13 protein-coding genes and 1 pseudogene are annotated in these 15,368 nt (G+C 45.5%); 7 read left to right on the top strand and 7 right to left on the bottom strand.

Features of this window, described 5'->3' with window-relative positions:
* Positions 1 to 192 (top strand): zinc ribbon domain-containing protein (locus IM479_RS06610; RefSeq protein ID WP_287684899.1); only part of this gene is annotated, 192 nt, incomplete at its 5' end.
* A gap of 35 nt (positions 193 to 227) precedes the next feature.
* Here IM479_RS06610 and IM479_RS06605 read toward each other — a convergent pair.
* The 6 genes and pseudogenes from IM479_RS06605 to IM479_RS06580 all read right to left on the bottom strand — a co-directional run.
* Positions 228 to 437: pseudogene (locus IM479_RS06605) on the bottom strand (DUF433 domain-containing protein); the annotation flags it as partial.
* 543 nt (positions 438 to 980) lie between these two features.
* Positions 981 to 2,891, bottom strand: coding sequence for a 1-deoxy-D-xylulose-5-phosphate synthase (gene dxs, locus IM479_RS06600; protein ID WP_286827113.1), 1,911 nt, complete (start codon positions 2,889 to 2,891; stop codon positions 981 to 983).
* Between the two features lie 73 nt (positions 2,892 to 2,964).
* A complete protein-coding gene (gene larB, locus IM479_RS06595; RefSeq protein WP_287684898.1) occupies positions 2,965 to 3,735 on the bottom strand; it encodes a nickel pincer cofactor biosynthesis protein LarB in 771 nt (256 codons plus the stop codon).
* A 188-nt stretch (positions 3,736 to 3,923) separates the two neighbouring features.
* The gene (locus IM479_RS06590) at positions 3,924 to 5,672 is read right to left on the bottom strand and encodes a ribonuclease J (RefSeq protein WP_287684897.1); all 1,749 of its coding nucleotides are present in this window, start codon (positions 5,670 to 5,672) and stop codon (positions 3,924 to 3,926) included.
* Between the two features lie 238 nt (positions 5,673 to 5,910).
* Positions 5,911 to 6,804, bottom strand: coding sequence for a 4-hydroxy-tetrahydrodipicolinate synthase (gene dapA / locus IM479_RS06585; protein WP_287684896.1), 894 nt, complete (start codon positions 6,802 to 6,804; stop codon positions 5,911 to 5,913).
* A 382-nt stretch (positions 6,805 to 7,186) separates the two neighbouring features.
* Positions 7,187 to 8,224 (bottom strand): aspartate-semialdehyde dehydrogenase, encoded by a 1,038-nt coding sequence (locus IM479_RS06580; protein WP_286827118.1) that lies wholly within the window; start codon positions 8,222 to 8,224, stop codon positions 7,187 to 7,189.
* 324 nt (positions 8,225 to 8,548) lie between these two features.
* On the opposite strand from IM479_RS06580, the gene tig reads away from it, so the two are divergent.
* The 5 genes from tig to IM479_RS06555 all read left to right on the top strand — a co-directional run bounded on the left by tig (position 8,549) and on the right by IM479_RS06555 (position 13,257).
* A complete protein-coding gene (gene tig, locus IM479_RS06575; RefSeq protein WP_287684895.1) occupies positions 8,549 to 9,940 on the top strand; it encodes a trigger factor in 1,392 nt (463 codons plus the stop codon).
* Positions 9,941 to 10,147: 207 nt separating this feature from the next.
* A complete protein-coding gene (clpP, locus tag IM479_RS06570; RefSeq protein WP_002736918.1) occupies positions 10,148 to 10,849 on the top strand; it encodes an ATP-dependent Clp endopeptidase proteolytic subunit ClpP in 702 nt (233 codons plus the stop codon).
* A 7-nt stretch (positions 10,850 to 10,856) separates the two neighbouring features.
* Positions 10,857 to 12,191: an ATP-dependent protease ATP-binding subunit ClpX gene (gene clpX, locus IM479_RS06565; RefSeq protein ID WP_287684894.1), complete on the top strand. Its 1,335-nt coding sequence runs from the start codon at positions 10,857 to 10,859 to the stop codon at positions 12,189 to 12,191.
* 21 nt (positions 12,192 to 12,212) lie between these two features.
* On the top strand, positions 12,213 to 12,422 hold the full coding sequence (locus tag IM479_RS06560) for a hypothetical protein (protein ID WP_004160464.1): 210 nt from the start codon (positions 12,213 to 12,215) through the stop codon (positions 12,420 to 12,422).
* Positions 12,400 to 13,257, top strand: a complete 858-nt coding sequence (locus IM479_RS06555) for an alpha/beta fold hydrolase (RefSeq protein ID WP_287684893.1) — start codon at positions 12,400 to 12,402, stop codon at positions 13,255 to 13,257. The genes IM479_RS06560 and IM479_RS06555 overlap by 23 nt, the downstream gene beginning before the upstream one ends.
* Positions 13,258 to 13,269: 12 nt before the next feature.
* On the opposite strand, the gene IM479_RS06550 is transcribed toward IM479_RS06555, so the two are convergent.
* Positions 13,270 to 14,220, bottom strand: a complete 951-nt coding sequence (locus IM479_RS06550; RefSeq protein WP_287734455.1) for an undecaprenyl-diphosphate phosphatase — start codon at positions 14,218 to 14,220, stop codon at positions 13,270 to 13,272.
* A 229-nt stretch (positions 14,221 to 14,449) separates the two neighbouring features.
* Here IM479_RS06550 and IM479_RS06545 point away from each other — a divergent pair, with 229 nt between their 5' ends.
* Positions 14,450 to 15,181 (top strand): glutathione peroxidase, encoded by a 732-nt coding sequence (locus IM479_RS06545; RefSeq protein ID WP_286826257.1) that lies wholly within the window; start codon positions 14,450 to 14,452, stop codon positions 15,179 to 15,181.
* Positions 15,182 to 15,368: the final 187 nt, after the last annotated feature.

Here is a 15,368-nt window from a genome sequence, read left to right as displayed (position 1 = left end):
TCCATTGTCAAGAAAACATTGTCTGTTAGAACTCATATTTGTTCTTGTGGCTGTGTTCTAGACAGAGATGAAAACGCCGCTATCAACATACTTCATAGAGCAAATACTGTCGGGCGGACAGAAATTCAAGCCCTCGGACAGACTACCCACTGTCTATTAGGTGAAAGCTTAGTAGATAAGGTAACTGGTTGAACAGGGAATCCCTCGCATGAGAGCGATGGGAGCGTCAACTGAGTTAATCGAGTGGCAAACAATAACGCGGCTAGAATATCCTCCCGTTCCAAATCATCGTAGTCGGCTAAAATATCTTCGATACTCATGCCAGAACTAAGTAATTCTAGGATAAATTCAACAGGATAACGCAATCCTCGAAGGCAAGGTTTGCCATGACAGATATTTAAATCGAGGGTGATTCGCTGCAAAAGTTGGTTTTCCATAGGTAATTCAGTGGCTTGTAATCGTCCAATCTTCTCTCCGCCTACTTCTACTATGCACAATTCTGTCTTTAAGTCAAGTTGCTTTACAAAACTTCAAGCAATTTCTTGGCAAAATTTAACCTTTAATGTCTCTTTTAGGAGGTGATAAGGGATTAAGTGCCTTGATTGGCGCAGGTTTTCTGCGATTACAAAGTTACATGGTCACACTAAGCCCACAGCATACCACGATCTTATCACATTACGAAATGTAACGAATCCTGCTTTTCGGCTAAATTTGGGCAAATTCGCACAAAATCTAGTTTTGTAAAGTTTTGTTGCATTGGCTTTTTATATTTAAATTTCCCAATTATTTATTATAGCAAAGACCAAGGTGCTTAGGACAATCCATCGCTGAAACCCTGTTCAGATAAGAGTTTGAAAATTGAAAGCGTCCTAAATAACCCATTATTTGCTATAGCTTAAGATAAATTTTACTTATCTAGACCAAAAAAAACCAGTCTTCCCTAATTTTTCGGGAAAACTGGACAAGCTAATCTCTAGATTTTAACCAACCTTAGCGGTTTGTTTTTGGCTAAAAAATGCCGCTAAAACCTGTTCGGCAATCTGGGGACTGGTTAAACCCAAATCAGCGAAGGATTCCTCTGGTTTTGCGTGGTCCACTAATTTATCAGGAACCCCGAAACGTTTGACCGGAACCAGAATATTAGCATCCTGTAAAGCTTCCAAAACCGCAGAACCAAAACCACCCATCAAACAACCCTCTTCCAAAGTCACCACTTTACCAAGACGTTGGGCAAGAGGAAAGATAAGTTCTGTATCAAGGGGCTTGACAAAACGAGCATTAACCACTGTAGCTTCGATACCGTGTTCGCTGAGAATTTCAGCCACCTGTAGGGAAGTGTTAACCATCGTGCCGTATCCCAACAGAAGAATATCATCACCACTGCGGAGAATTTCGCCCTTACCGATGGGTAAAGCTTCCCAACCTTCCTCCATCAGGGGAACCCCTAAACCGTTGCCCCGGGGGTAACGCATGGCAATGGGGCCGCTGGTATGATTAATCCCCGTCACGACCATTCTTTGCAGTTCCGCCTCATCTTTCGGGGCCATAATGGTCATATTGGGGATACAACGCAGGTAGGCGATATCGTACATCCCTTGGTGCGTCGGTCCATCGGCCCCAACAATACCGGCCCGGTCCATGCAGAAGAAAACCGGTAGATTTTGAATGCAGATATCGTGAATAATCTGATCAAAAGCCCGCTGCAGGAAAGTAGAGTAAATGGTGACAACTGGGCGCATTCCTTCGCAAGCAAGACCACCAGCGAGGGTAACGGCGTGTTGTTCGGCAATACCCACATCGATGTACTGTTTCGGCAGTTTTGCTTGAAATTTATCTAATCCCGTCCCGGTGGCCATGGCGGCGGTGATGCCGATAATGCGCGGGTCATTTTCCGCTAATTTAGTGAGAGTATGCCCGAAAACTTTGGAATAAGCGGGGGGTTTCGGTTTAGTGGAGGGAATCGGTTTACCCGTAGCTAAATTAAAGGGATTTTGGGCATGATAACCCACTTGATCTTTTTCGGCCCATTCGTAGCCTTTGCCTTTAACGGTGGCAACGTGGACGAAAACCGGTCCGTGGACCTTATGGGCCTGTTTAAAAGTGGCGATTAATTCGGGAATATTATGACCATCAATCGGGCCAAAATATTTAAAGCCCAATTCTTCGATAACAGCGCCGACTTTGGGAACTGCTAACCGTTTCATTCCTTCTTTGACTCGTTCCATTTCCGGAGTGAGGGAGTCCCCGAAGAAGGGTAGATTTTTCAATTGTTCCTCGAGATTATCAGCGATAAACTGGACGGGTTCGCTAAGACGAACTTTATTAAGATAGCGGGAAATTGCCCCGACGTTCGGGGAAATGGACATCTCGTTATCGTTGAGGATAACCATGATGTTGGTGTTCGGTAAATGTCCAGCATGGTTAATCGCTTCTAGGGCCATACCCCCGGTTAAAGCGCCATCCCCGATGATCGATACCACCTTGAAATCTTCCCCCTTGGCATCCCGGGCTAAAGCCATTCCTAACCCCGCAGAAATGCTCGTAGAGGCGTGTCCAGCCCCAAAATGGTCAAATTTGCTCTCGCAACGTTTTAGATAGCCCGCAACACCGTTTTTTTGGCGGAGGGTGTGAAAATCGTTATAGCGACCAGTGAGGAGTTTGTGCGGATAAGCTTGGTGTCCCACGTCCCAAAGGACTTTATCGCGATCGAGATCGAGGGTTTGGTAAAGGGCGATCGTTAGTTCTACGACTCCTAACCCCGGTCCCAAATGTCCACCGGTAGCGGCGATCGTCTGGAGGTGTTTTTCGCGAATCTGACGGGCAATATCTTCTAATTGACGGAGTGATAAACCATGTAACTGGTTGGGATGAGTAATTTCACTTAGGTGCATATCGGCTTCTTTTTCAAAGTAGTTTATCCCTATACCAACTGTATAGGATATTCAGCCTGAGTTGAAGGAAAATCTAGGCTAATCTGGCCGCCGTGCGTAAAATTTGGCCAGCTAACATGGCGGCCCCAAAACCATTATCGATATTAACCACACCGATACCGACCGCACAGGAATTGAGCATAGTTAACAAAGGAGCAATACCACCGAAACTGGTTCCGTAACCGATACTGGTGGGAACGGCGATCACCGGGCGATCGACTAATCCCGCTACCACACTTGGTAAGGCTCCTTCCATTCCCGCAACAACAATTAACACATCGGCGGCATCCAGTAGATGGCGATGATTCAAGAGGCGATGAATTCCCGCTACTCCCACATCCCAGAGACGCTGCACGGAAAAACCGCACAATTGAGCAGTAACCGCCGCCTCCTCCGCTACGGGAATATCGGCAGTTCCCGCCGTTAGGATGGAAATTATCCCTTTTGGGGGATTTTCTGGGGCAGCTGCGGCAATGGCACAGATGCGGGCTAAGGGATAATAAACTAAGTCCGTTACCTGTTCCTGTAGCTGGGCCGCTATCTCTGCTTCAATGCGGGTGGCCATAACCACGGGACTATTTTGACGCAATACACCGATAATTTGGGCGATTTGAGCGGTGGTTTTACCCGGCCCCCAGATAACCTCCGGAAATCCCGTTCTTAATTGACGATGATGGTCAATTTTAGCGAAGTCTTCCACCGGTTCAAAGGCCAGATGTTTAAGTTTATCTAAGGCTTTCTCCGGGTTGATTTCTCCCCTGGCAACGGCGGTCAGCAGCGATCGCAAATCGGCAGCATGCAACATGATCAGTTATCAGTTATCAGTTATCAGTTATCAGTGGGTAAGTTAACAGTTATCAGATTTGAGTTTTAAGTGAGCAGTATGTGTTAAGTGAGCAGTATTAAATAGCAGTTTCTTGCCATCTTTTCACTGATTACTGCTCACTGCTCAATGATTACTGCTCACTGCTCACTGATTACTGCTCACTGCTATTAGGAGGCCATGGTAGCTGCGGGACGACGGCGGCGATAAGTACGATTGTTCGCTGGTTCCGTTGCCGCCGCTTGCAGGAGGAAAATCACTAAGGGTTGACTCTGTAACTCCCGTTTGATTAAACGTTGCAAAGTCGTCTCGATTTCGGCCCGCAAACCGACCCAATCCGTGGCCCCCGTCGCGGTTTTAAATTCCCCGATGCGATCGCTTAAACAGCGTTCGATCGCCCGAATAATTAACTGATTCAGCAGCGAGATTTCCACTTTTGTCACCACACCGCGCAAATTAATCTCTGGAGGTGCGCTTAATTGTCCCTCAGCGTTAACGAAGGATGCGATCGTAATCACACCATCTTCGGCTAATTGTTGTCTTTCCTGCATAATGTGTTCGTGGACCACACCCGCTTGATCGACTAACTCGATTCCCGAAGGCACTGGCGCGCCGATCGCAATGCGATCGCCAGTTAACTCGATCGTATCACCATTTTTGACAATCACCATATTTTCGGCGGGAATCCCCATACTTTGGGCCATCTGAGCGTGTTTAACCAGCATTCGGTGTTCTCCATGCACTGGCACAAAAAACTTCGGCCGCGTCAAAGATAGCATCAATTTATGGTCTTCTTGGGAACCATGGCCGGAAACGTGAATTCCCTTATCGCGTCCGTAAACCACGTTAGCACCCTGCATCATCAGGCGATCAATTGTATTGACCACAGCGATCGTATTACCCGGAATCGGATTAGCGGAAAAGACAATTGTATCCCCCTGACGCACGCGAATATGAGGATGTTCACCCTTAGAAATCCGCGTCATGGCCGCTAAAGGTTCCCCCTGGGAGCCTGTGGTTAAAATGACGATTTTATCATCGGCTAAATTGCGGGTCGCTTTCAAGGGTTCAAATAGATCATCGGGACATTTTATATACCCCAAATTGCGCGCATGAGCGATGACATTTAACATCGATCGACCCACTACCACCACTTTCCGGTTAAATTTCTGGGCCAATTTCAACACCAGATTAATCCGATGCACCGAGGAAGCAAAGGTAGTGATCATAATCCGTCCCGTTGCTTGGTTAAAAACCCGCTCTAAACCGGGATAAACAGCAGCTTCCGAAGGAGTATAACCGGGTACTTCCGCATTAGTGGAATCACTCAATAAACATAGCACCCCTTTCTCGCCATGTTCGGCAATTTTTTGTAGATCAAAGAATTCGCCATCCACGGGAGTATGGTCAATTTTAAAATCTCCTGTGTGAATAACTACCCCTAAAGGAGTGTGAATTGCTACACAAAAACTATCGGCGATCGAGTGGGTATTGCGTATATATTCCACCATGAAAGATTTACCTAAACGCACCATTTGCCGGGGAACAACGGTTTCTAATTTGGTACGATTTGCTAATCCTGCTTCTTCCAATTTATCCCGCAATAAGGCCATGGCTAGACGCGGACCGTAGATAATTGGTACATCAAATTGTTTGAGATGGTAGGGAATGCCACCGATATGATCTTCGTGACCGTGGGTGACGATCATCCCCTTAATTTTATGGCGATTTTCTCTTAGATAAGTCATATCGGGAAGCACTACATTGACCCCGTGCATATCATCGGAAGGAAAAGCTAAACCAGCATCCAAGAGAATAATCTCATCATCGTACTCAAAAACACAGGTGTTTTTGCCGATTTCGTGTAATCCTCCTAGGGGAATGATCTTTAGTTTTGCTTGGGTTTTATCTTGATTCATTAGGTATCCTTTGATGGTAAGTTATGGGGATTTTTCAGGTGGGTTTTGTGGACGGGAAATCTCAAAAAATGAATAGTTAGAATAAGTCTGACTAGGGTAACAAACCCTAGCTAAGTTAACTTATATCAATACTTTCTAGCCGTTATAAACTATATTTATTTTCTAGTTAAGCTATTAATATTATAACCTATTTCTCGAAAAAATCCTAGTTTAGTTAGCCAAATTTTCTAGTATTTTTCTAAATTAAAGACAATTCTTGCATAATTTTTGCTAATCCTTCCTCTAGTTCGGAACTTAAGGAACATAAAGGAGATCGCAATCCCCCCACTTCCCAACCGACTAGATTTAAGGCCGCTTTAATTGGAATTGGATTAGTGGCACAAAATAAACCTTTAAACAGGGGAAATAATTTCAAGTTAATCTCGATCGCTTTGGCCGCATCTCCGGTTAATAAAGCTTGAATCATCCCTTGGATTTCTTCTCCCACCAGATGACTAGCAACACTGACCACCCCCACCGCACCACAGGTCATCAGGGGTAAAGTGAGAAAATCATCGCCGGAATAAATAGCGAAATTTTCAGGGGTATGACAGTAAATCTTACAGGTTTGTTCTAAATTACCACTAGCTTCTTTTACCGCCATAATATTATCAACTGCTGCCAGTTTAATAATCGTTTCCGGGGTCATATTTTGACCCGTACGACCGGGGATATTATAAAGCATCACCGGCAGATCGGGACAAGCTTTGGCAATGGTGCGAAAATGCTCGTATAAACCCTCTTGGGGTGGTTTATTGTAGTAGGGAACCACTTGCAAAGAACCATCTAAACCCAGTTTAGCAGCCTGTTGGGTAGCTTCGATCGCTTCGGAAGTGCAATTAGAACCCGTCCCCGCGATCACTTTTCCCCGACCATTAACCGCTTTTTTGACAATACTAAATAGTTCGTATTCTTCCTGCCAACTTAGGGTGGGTGATTCTCCCGTCGTCCCACAGACCACTATACCATCGCTACCGTGAGTAACTAGATAATCGGCCAATTTTTCCACCATCCCATAATTAACTTGACCCTCGACGGTGAAGGGTGTCACCATCGCCGTAATTACTCGTCCAAAATATGTTGTTTCACTCATTGATCAGTTATCAGTTATCAGTTATCAGTTATCAGCTTCTGAAGGCAAGAGGCACTCTTGCAAGAGGCAAAAGAAAGAATCTGGCAATCCTCCTAAGTAGGGAGGCACAATTAATTATTTGTAGGATGGGTTAGCGCACTTCGTAACCCATGCAGGTGTTGGGTTTCATGCTTCAACCCAACCTACGTTCATCTTATATTTAATTCCACCCACTCACTTACCTAAAAAGAAGGTTATCAACTAAGTACATCGAAGCTTTTAGCCTAACAAATCGAGTTATCAGTTTTTGAGCCATCAACAACCAGACTTTACTTATTCGATTAATTAGCTATTTTTCTAATTATCATCGCCTTGCTCTAGCTGATGGCTGATAGCTTAATTATCAAACTGTTGCTAATCTTGAACCGACGAGATTTTTCTTGACTAAAAGTTCGGCAATTTGTACAGCATTTAAAGCCGCACCCTTGCGAATTTGATCGCCGCATAGCCACAATTCTAGACCGTTAGGATGGGAGATATCTTGACGAATGCGTCCCACTAATACTTCATCGCGACCGGTGGCATCAATTGGCATGGGAAAATAATTAGCGTCCCAATCTTCCACTAATTTTACCCCCGGAGCGGACTGAAGAATTTCTCTGGCTTTCACTACAGAAAAAGGCCGACTAAATTCTAGGTTAACCGATTCCGAATGGGCCCGCAGAACGGGAACCCGTACACAGGTGGCGCTAACCCGCAACCCCGGACAAGCAAAAATCTTGCGTGTCTCATTCACCATTTTCATTTCTTCCTCGCAGTACCCTTGACCATTAATCGGGGTATTGTGGGGAAAAAGATTAAAAGCGAGGGGATAGGGGAAAGAATTGGTCGGAGGTTGCCGATTGTCAAGAATTGCTTGTGCTTGCTCTTTTACCTCCTCCATCGCTCGCGCTCCAGCACCACTAGCGGACTGATAAGTAGAAACTACTACTCGCTCGATCGCCTGTACTTGGTGAAGAGGCCAGATCGCCACTCCTAAAAGAATTGTCGTACAGTTGGGATTAGCGATAATGCCCCGGTGATTGTCCACACTGTCGGGATTGATTTCCGGGACAACCAGAGGCACTTCGGGATTCATGCGAAAAGCGCTGGAGTTATCGATAATTGTCGCACCGGACTCGACAATAGTTTTCGCCCAAGCTTTTGAGGTGGACCCCCCCGCAGAAGCGAGAACGATATCCACGTCCTGAAAAGAACGCTCGTTTACCGCTTCGATTAGGAGACTTTCGCCCCGAAAATTGAGGGTTTTTCCAGCAGAACGCTCGGAAGCGAGTAATTTTAGACTAGCGAGAGGAAATTGACGACTAGCTAATAATTCTAGTAATTCCGTTCCCACGGCCCCGGTGGCTCCTAAAATAGCGACCCGTACTTTTTGACTCAAATTGTGTGACCTCCTGACGAGTTGGGTGATTATAATGATCCGAAGAAATCGTTACAGTAAAAAATCTTTTTTGTCCACCGAGTTATTCTAAAACTTGGATTGATCGGCTTTTGATCAGCAAAATTTTCTGATTGGGCTTAACTGCCCCAAGGACGGAATAAATTAAATATACCCCATTGACCGCTAAAATAAAAAGATTGTGAGAGCTTGGGGAGCAACTACAGCTATTCCCCTAGAATATCATGAGCGGGACGTATTCACCGCAGGCGCAAACGCCGCTCACCCCATTATAAACGTTCCTTGTCGTAAGAGCTAGAAAAATCAATGAAAGTTATTCAGGAAAAGCTTCCTGCCAGTCAGATAGGTTTAGAAATTGAAATTCCCGCCGAAACCACGAAAAACACCCACGAGAAAGTGGTAAAGAATTTAGCGAAGTCGGCCAATATACCCGGTTTTCGCCCCGGGAAAGTTCCCCGTCAGATTCTTCTGCAAAGATTGGGAACTAAAGCGGTAAAAGCGGCAGTAATTGAGGAATTAATTGAAAATTGCCTCGAATCTGCCCTAAAACAGGAGGGGATCGAGTCCCTGGGCAATCCGCAGCTATTGTCTAAGTTTGAGGATTTGATCGCTGCCTATGAACCGGGTAAAGTTTTGACTTTTTTAGCTTCCGTGGATGTGGCTCCGACAATTGTTCTCGGAGATTACGAAAATCTGAGCGTTACTGCCGAAGAAACCGTTTATGATCCCGAATCCGTGGAAAATTGGTTTAAAGAGCGTCAAGAACAATTAGCGACATTGGTTCCCGTGGAAGATCGCGGGGCGCAGCTGGGAGATGTGGCGATCGTTGATTATCGAGGAAAATCCGCCGAAACCGGCGAAGCTATCCCGGATATTGACGGCGAAGATCTGCGGGTGGATATGGAAGCAGGACGCTTTATCGAGGGGATGGTGGAAGGAATTATCGGCATGAAACCGGAAGAAGTCAAAGAGATGACTTTAACTTTCCCAGAAGATTATCCCAAAGAAGATGTGGCAGGAAAAGCGGTAATTTTTACAATTACGATGAAAGAGTTAAAAGCAAAGGAATTACCGGAGCTTGACGACGATTTTGCCCAAGAAGTCAGCGAGCAGGAGACAATCGCCGAATTAAGAGCAAGTTTAGAGAAACGCTTCCAAGAACAAGCGGAAAAGGAAACCAAAGACAGCATTTATGAAGCTTTAACCAAGGAATTTGTCAAGGGTGCGACCTTAGATTTACCGGAGACGCTGATCGAAAAAGAAGTGACGCAAATTTTGACCCAAAGCTTCATGGAATTTCAACAAATGGGTCTAGATGTCAACCAGTTGTTTACAAAAGATAATATTCCCAAACTGCGGGAAAACGCCCGTCCCGATGCGATCGAAAGTCTGAAACAGACTCTCGTGGTGCAGGAATTGGCTAAAGTCGCGGGCATTGAAGTCAGTACCGAAGCGGTAGCCGAAAAAATCGCTAAAATCATGGCGCAATTGTCCGATCGCGACATAGATATGCAGCGTCTAGAGGCGGTAATTACCGAAGAAATGCTGGCGGAAAACACCCTAGAATGGCTGAAAGAAAAAGCTACTATCACCCTTGTCCCCAAAGGTTCCCTAGAGGAAGAAACAAGGGAGGATGAGGAAACAGAAGAAGCCTTGGCAGCCGCCGAGGTGGAAGTGTTGGCAGCAGAGGAAGAATAACCGTAAGGAGTTAGCAGTCGTGTTGGGGTTTTAGGGTATTAGTTGAATTCCCCCATCCCCCAACCCCCATCCCCTGATTGCTGCCAACAAAGGAAAACTTAGGGCATAATAGATGGACAGAAGTGCTAAAGATGCTTAACATTTGCCAGTAAAAGCTCCACAGCCAAGCAAAACCCCTAAGATTGTGATAGCGGAACCGAAAAAATTATGCTCGAATCGAGATCACCTGACTACCCAATTACCAGTAATTGTCGCCCGGCTATCTACGCTAACACCGGGAGAAACTCCCTAGCTAACGTTTTACCCGTGGTAATCGAACAGTCTGGCATGGGTGAACGGGCTTTTGATATCTATTCTCGACTCTTGCGCGAGAGAATTGTCTTTTTGGGAACTCCCGTCGATGATCAGGTCGCTGATTCGATCGTTGCCCAACTTCTCTACTTGGAAGCAGAAGATCCCGAAAAAGATATCCAACTCTATATCAACTCCCCCGGCGGTTCCGTTTATGCCGGACTAGCTATCTACGACACCATGCAACAAATTCGCCCCGACGTGGCGACAATTTGTTTCGGTTTAGCCGCTAGTATGGGAGCATTCCTGCTTTGTGGTGGCGCGGCAGGTAAACGGATGTCCCTACCCAGTAGCCGGATCATGATTCACCAACCCCTCGGTGGCGCCCAAGGTCAAGCTAGTGATATCGCCATCCAAGCCAAAGAGATCCTCTATATTAAACAGAGACTCAACACCATGCTGGCTCACCACACCGGTCAACCCTACGATCGCATCGCCAACGACACCGAACGGGACTTTTTCATGTCCGCTGTCGAAGCCAAAGAATATGGGTTAATCGATCTGGTGATTTCCCGTCCCGAACTTCCCGATCCTACCGTTCCCGTTACTTCCCTGTAAATAAACTATGTCTAAATACGACTCCCACCTCAAGTGTTCATTTTGCGGCAAATCCCAGGAACAAGTGCGAAAATTAATCGCCGGGCCGGGGGTCTATATTTGTGACGAGTGTGTGGAACTGTGTAACGAAATTCTCGATGAGGAATTGATGGAACCCCCTAGTCCGATCGCCCCAGTGGAGGAACGTCCCAACAAACGGCGATCGGGCCAAAATAAAACCACTTGGGAACAAATTCCCAAACCAAGAGAGATTAAAAAATACCTCGATGACTACGTTATCGGTCAAAATGAGGCGAAAAAAGTGCTTTCTGTGGCCGTTTATAACCATTACAAACGCCTCAAAGATATCCAAACCCAAAAAGCCGGTGGCGGTAGTCCAGAAGATAGCATCGAACTGCAAAAATCCAATATTCTGTTAATTGGTCCCACAGGATCGGGAAAAACCCTTCTAGCTCAAACTCTGGCTAAAATCCTCGATGTACCTTTTGCTGTCGCCGATGCCACCACTTTAACCGAGGCCGGTTATGTGGGGGAAGATGTGGAAAATATTCTCTTGCGTCTGTTACAAGTGGCAGATTTGGACGTGGAAGAAGCGCAGCGAGGCATTATCTACATCGATGAAATCGATAAAATTGCCCGTAAGAGCGAAAATACCTCGATTACCCGGGATGTGTCCGGAGAAGGGGTGCAGCAAGCTTTACTGAAAATGTTAGAAGGAACGATCGCCAATGTTCCCCCCCAAGGCGGCCGCAAACACCCCTATCAGGATTGTATTCAGATTGACACCAGCAATATCCTGTTTATCTGCGGTGGGGCGTTTGTCGGTTTAGATAAGGTGATCGATCAGCGTCTCGGTAAAAAATCCATGGGCTTTATTCAACCGGGAGATGGCCAAGCTAGTAAGGATAAGGTAGCGGCAGGGTTATTAAAACAAATGACTCCCGATGATTTAGTCAAATTTGGCATGATTCCAGAGTTTGTCGGTCGGATTCCCGTCCTAGCGGCCCTGTCACCCCTAGATGAGGAAGCTTTAATCGCTATCCTGACTCAACCCCGCAACGCTTTGGTGAAACAGTATCAAAAACTGTTGAAGATGGACAATGTACAGTTAGAGTTTAAATCTGATGCCGTCCTAGCGATCGCCCAAGAGGCCTATCGTCGTAAAACCGGGGCCCGGGCCCTACGGGGTATTGTGGAAGAATTAATGCTCGATGTCATGTACGAATTGCCCTCGCGCAAGGACGTGAAACGATGTTTAATCACCCGCGAAATGGTGGAAAAACGTTCCACGGCAGAGCTATTGGTTCATCCTTCCTCTTTACCCAGTCAAGAATCCGCTTAAGGGGAAAAATCGAGGTTAACTATGCTCAATACCGTTCCCGCGATCATCAAAGAAGGCCGGATCGAACTCCTCGAATCCGTGCCGATTCCAGAGGGTACTAGGGTTTTAGTCACCCTCATCCCAGAGGAGACAAACTCGGACTTCTGGCAAAAAGTCAGCGAAACTGCTCTCGCTAAGATTTGGGATAATCTGGAAGACGACATCTATCATGAAAACTCAAATAATCGATAAAACAATCACTGTCCGCGGTGTTCCCCACTATTACGAGTGGATTCGGCAATCGGAATCTGTTCAGAAAAAGCCGGTGATGGTGTTTATTCATGGTTGGGGAGGTTCGGGACGCTATTGGCGCTCGACTGCTGCGGCAATTTGCGATCGCTTTGATTGTTTATTGTACGATATGCGGGGTTTTGGTCGGTCTAAATTGCCGGAAAAATCTCTTGATCTTTCCTACGATTTAGAAGAATATGCCCTTGATTTAGCATTGTTTTTAGATAGTTTAGAAATTGAAAAAATCTATCTCAATAGTCACTCTATGGGGGCATCGGTGGCGACTTTTTTTATTACTATGTACCCCGAAAGAGTGGTCAAAGTAATTTTAACCTGTAATGGTATTTTTGAGTATAATAAAGCGGCTTTTGCCGCCTTCCATAAATTCGGTAAGTATGTGGTAAAGTTTCGTTATGATTGGTTTTTAAAAGTACCTTTTGCCGATCGATTATTTATGGCGAGATTTTTGCATCGATCGATCCCAAAATCAGAAAGAATTGCTTTTTTAGAAGATTTTTTAGCGGCAGATTACGAGGCCGCCCTAGGCACAATTTATACATCTGTGAGTAAAAAGGCAGTGGAAATTATGCCGGGTAAATTTGCTGAGATTAAGATACCAACTCTTTTAGTATCAGGGGAAAAAGACATTATTATCCCCGCCAAAATGGGCAAAATAGCGGCGGATTTGAATAATAATATACAGTATGTGGAGATGGCTAATACTGCTCACTTTCCCATGTTAGAAGATGCCCCTACTTATCTAAAAAAATTGCAAGATTTTTTAGAAATTAATTAGAATGCCAAAAGATCAGGAAAAACGCCCCAGGGCCACACCAATCAGGATAGTAACCCCGAAAAAGAGACGATACCAGACAAACACCCAGGTACTCTGTTTTTTGAGATAATCTAATAACCAAGCGATCGAAAGATAGGAAAATATCGCCGAGGAAATTACCCCAATAGCGAGGGGAATTAATTCACTGGTGTTAATCTGGTCGAGAACGCCTTTAAATTCCACTAAACCGGCTAAAGTTATCGCCGGAATCCCCAAAAGAAAGGAAAATCGCGCCGCTACGGCCCTTTCTAATCCCATGAATAACCCGGCAGTTAAGGTGGACCCAGAACGAGATACACCCGGTATTAGAGCTAAAGCTTGGGCTAATCCCATTAAAACCCCGTCTTTTTGTCGCAAAGTCTCAAAACTGCGTTTATGTTTCCCGATTTTTTCGGCTGTAGCTAAGAGTAAAGACATGACTATAGAGGCACAGGCGATCGCTGTCATGCTTCTCAGGGGGGAATTATCTAAATCGGGAATGAAAAGTTTCATTAACAAACCGAAGAAAACGATCGGAATTGTGCCTAGGATAATCCCCAGGGCTAAACGAAAATCTTGGGAACGATAATCGGAACTAGCCACCGCTTTCACCATTCCCGTGGATATTTGCCTTAAATCCTGCCAAAAATAGGACAATACCGCCGCAATACTGCCCAATTGAATCACTGCTGTATAGGTGACACCGGGATCTCCCCAACCCAAAAAGACGGGAATCGCTTTTAAATGAGCGGTACTACTAATCGGTAAAAATTCCGTCACTCCCTGCACAAATCCCAAAAAAATCGCCTGTAACCAGTCAATTTTGGCTAGAGGAATCCTATTCGTGGTTGATTGGGCAATGGCAGCGGGTGTAATCGCCAAAATCACCGTTATTATCGCTAGTCCTAGCCATTTATAGCTTTTTTTCAGTAAGGAAAACATCATTTTTCAGTAAAAAAAGGGGTTGGGTGTAGGGTGTGGGGGGAGATGGGGAAATTAACTAATCAATATTACTGCCTTTTGTCTATGTCCCATTCTCCTGTCTCGGAGTCTCCTGTCTCGGAGTCTCCTGATTTGAGCATAAATACTTGTTGACAACTCATAGTCGTTATGAGTACACTTAATTTAGACAAACTCAAAATGAGTACGACTTAGCAATTAGGAGTTGACGATTATGCTACCAAACCGAGAAGGCCAGAGAGTTCCCGATGTCACCTTTCCCGTGCGTCAAAATAATCAATGGGTGAACATCACCAGCGAGGAATTATTCAAAGGAAAAACCGTTGTTCTTTTTGCCTTACCAGGGGCATTCACTCCCACCTGTTCCACCTCCCATTTACCCGGATATAACGAATTAGCCCCAGTTTTTCGGGAAAATGGCGTAGATACTATTGTTTGCTTGTCGGTAAATGATACCTTTGTCATGAACGAGTGGGCAAAAGACCAAGAATGTGATAATGTCGTCTTGATTCCCGACGGAAACGGCGAATTTAGCGCAGGAATGGGGATGTTAGTCGATAAAGCTGACTTAGGTTTCGGTAAACGTTCTTGGCGCTATTCGATGCTAGTCAAAGATGGTGTTATCGAGAAAATGTTCATTGAACCGGAAGAACCGGGAGATCCTTTCCAAGTCTCCGATGCAGAAACGATGTTACACTACATCAACCCATCCGCCAAAAAACCGCCTTTAGTCTCTCTTTTCTCGAAAGTCGGCTGTCCCTACTGCCTCCGGGCCAAGAAAATGCTAGAAGAAAAAGGCCTACAATACGAGGAAATTATCCTCGGACGCGATGCCACCAGTCGTTCTCTGCGGGCCATGAGTGGCAATACCACCACCCCACAAGTCTTCATTGACGGCCAGTTAATTGGCGGTTCGGAAGAATTAACGGCTTATTTAGGAGCTTGACATCCTCGCCGCCGTAAAACGGACGGCGATTCCTCACCACGCCACTTTTTTAGAATGGTCGCTGAATGGGGTTGACGCTTCACGGGATGCTGCTTCTTTAACAGAAGTCTTACGCTTTCCTCCACGTCCGTTTAAAGTCTCCGAATGTCCTCCGGCGACCTTGATATTTACCGCAGCGTTTACATCT

Source organism: Microcystis sp. M165S2 (genome assembly GCF_020245885.1).
GTDB lineage: Bacteria > Cyanobacteriota > Cyanobacteriia > Cyanobacteriales > Microcystaceae > Microcystis.
Note: the sequence above shows the minus strand (reverse complement) of the source record. Positions and strands in the feature narration are given on the sequence as shown.

Excerpts from the sequence above, each read along its gene's own strand:
- dxs (WP_286827113.1), bottom strand. The coding sequence starts at position 2,891 with ATGCACCTAAGTGAAATTACTCATCCCAACCAGTTACATGGTTTATCA.
- larB (WP_287684898.1), bottom strand. The coding sequence starts at position 3,735 with ATGTTGCATGCTGCCGATTTGCGATCGCTGCTGACCGCCGTTGCCAGG.
- IM479_RS06590 (WP_287684897.1), bottom strand. The coding sequence starts at position 5,672 with ATGAATCAAGATAAAACCCAAGCAAAACTAAAGATCATTCCCCTAGGA.
- dapA (WP_287684896.1), bottom strand. The coding sequence starts at position 6,804 with ATGAGTGAAACAACATATTTTGGACGAGTAATTACGGCGATGGTGACA.
- tig (WP_287684895.1), top strand. The coding sequence starts at position 8,549 with ATGAAAGTTATTCAGGAAAAGCTTCCTGCCAGTCAGATAGGTTTAGAA.
- clpP (WP_002736918.1), top strand. The coding sequence starts at position 10,148 with ATGCTCGAATCGAGATCACCTGACTACCCAATTACCAGTAATTGTCGC.
- clpX (WP_287684894.1), top strand. The coding sequence starts at position 10,857 with ATGTCTAAATACGACTCCCACCTCAAGTGTTCATTTTGCGGCAAATCC.
- IM479_RS06560 (WP_004160464.1), top strand. The coding sequence starts at position 12,213 with ATGCTCAATACCGTTCCCGCGATCATCAAAGAAGGCCGGATCGAACTC.
- IM479_RS06555 (WP_287684893.1), top strand. The coding sequence starts at position 12,400 with ATGAAAACTCAAATAATCGATAAAACAATCACTGTCCGCGGTGTTCCC.
- IM479_RS06550 (WP_287734455.1), bottom strand. The coding sequence starts at position 14,220 with ATGATGTTTTCCTTACTGAAAAAAAGCTATAAATGGCTAGGACTAGCG.
- IM479_RS06545 (WP_286826257.1), top strand. The coding sequence starts at position 14,450 with ATGCTACCAAACCGAGAAGGCCAGAGAGTTCCCGATGTCACCTTTCCC.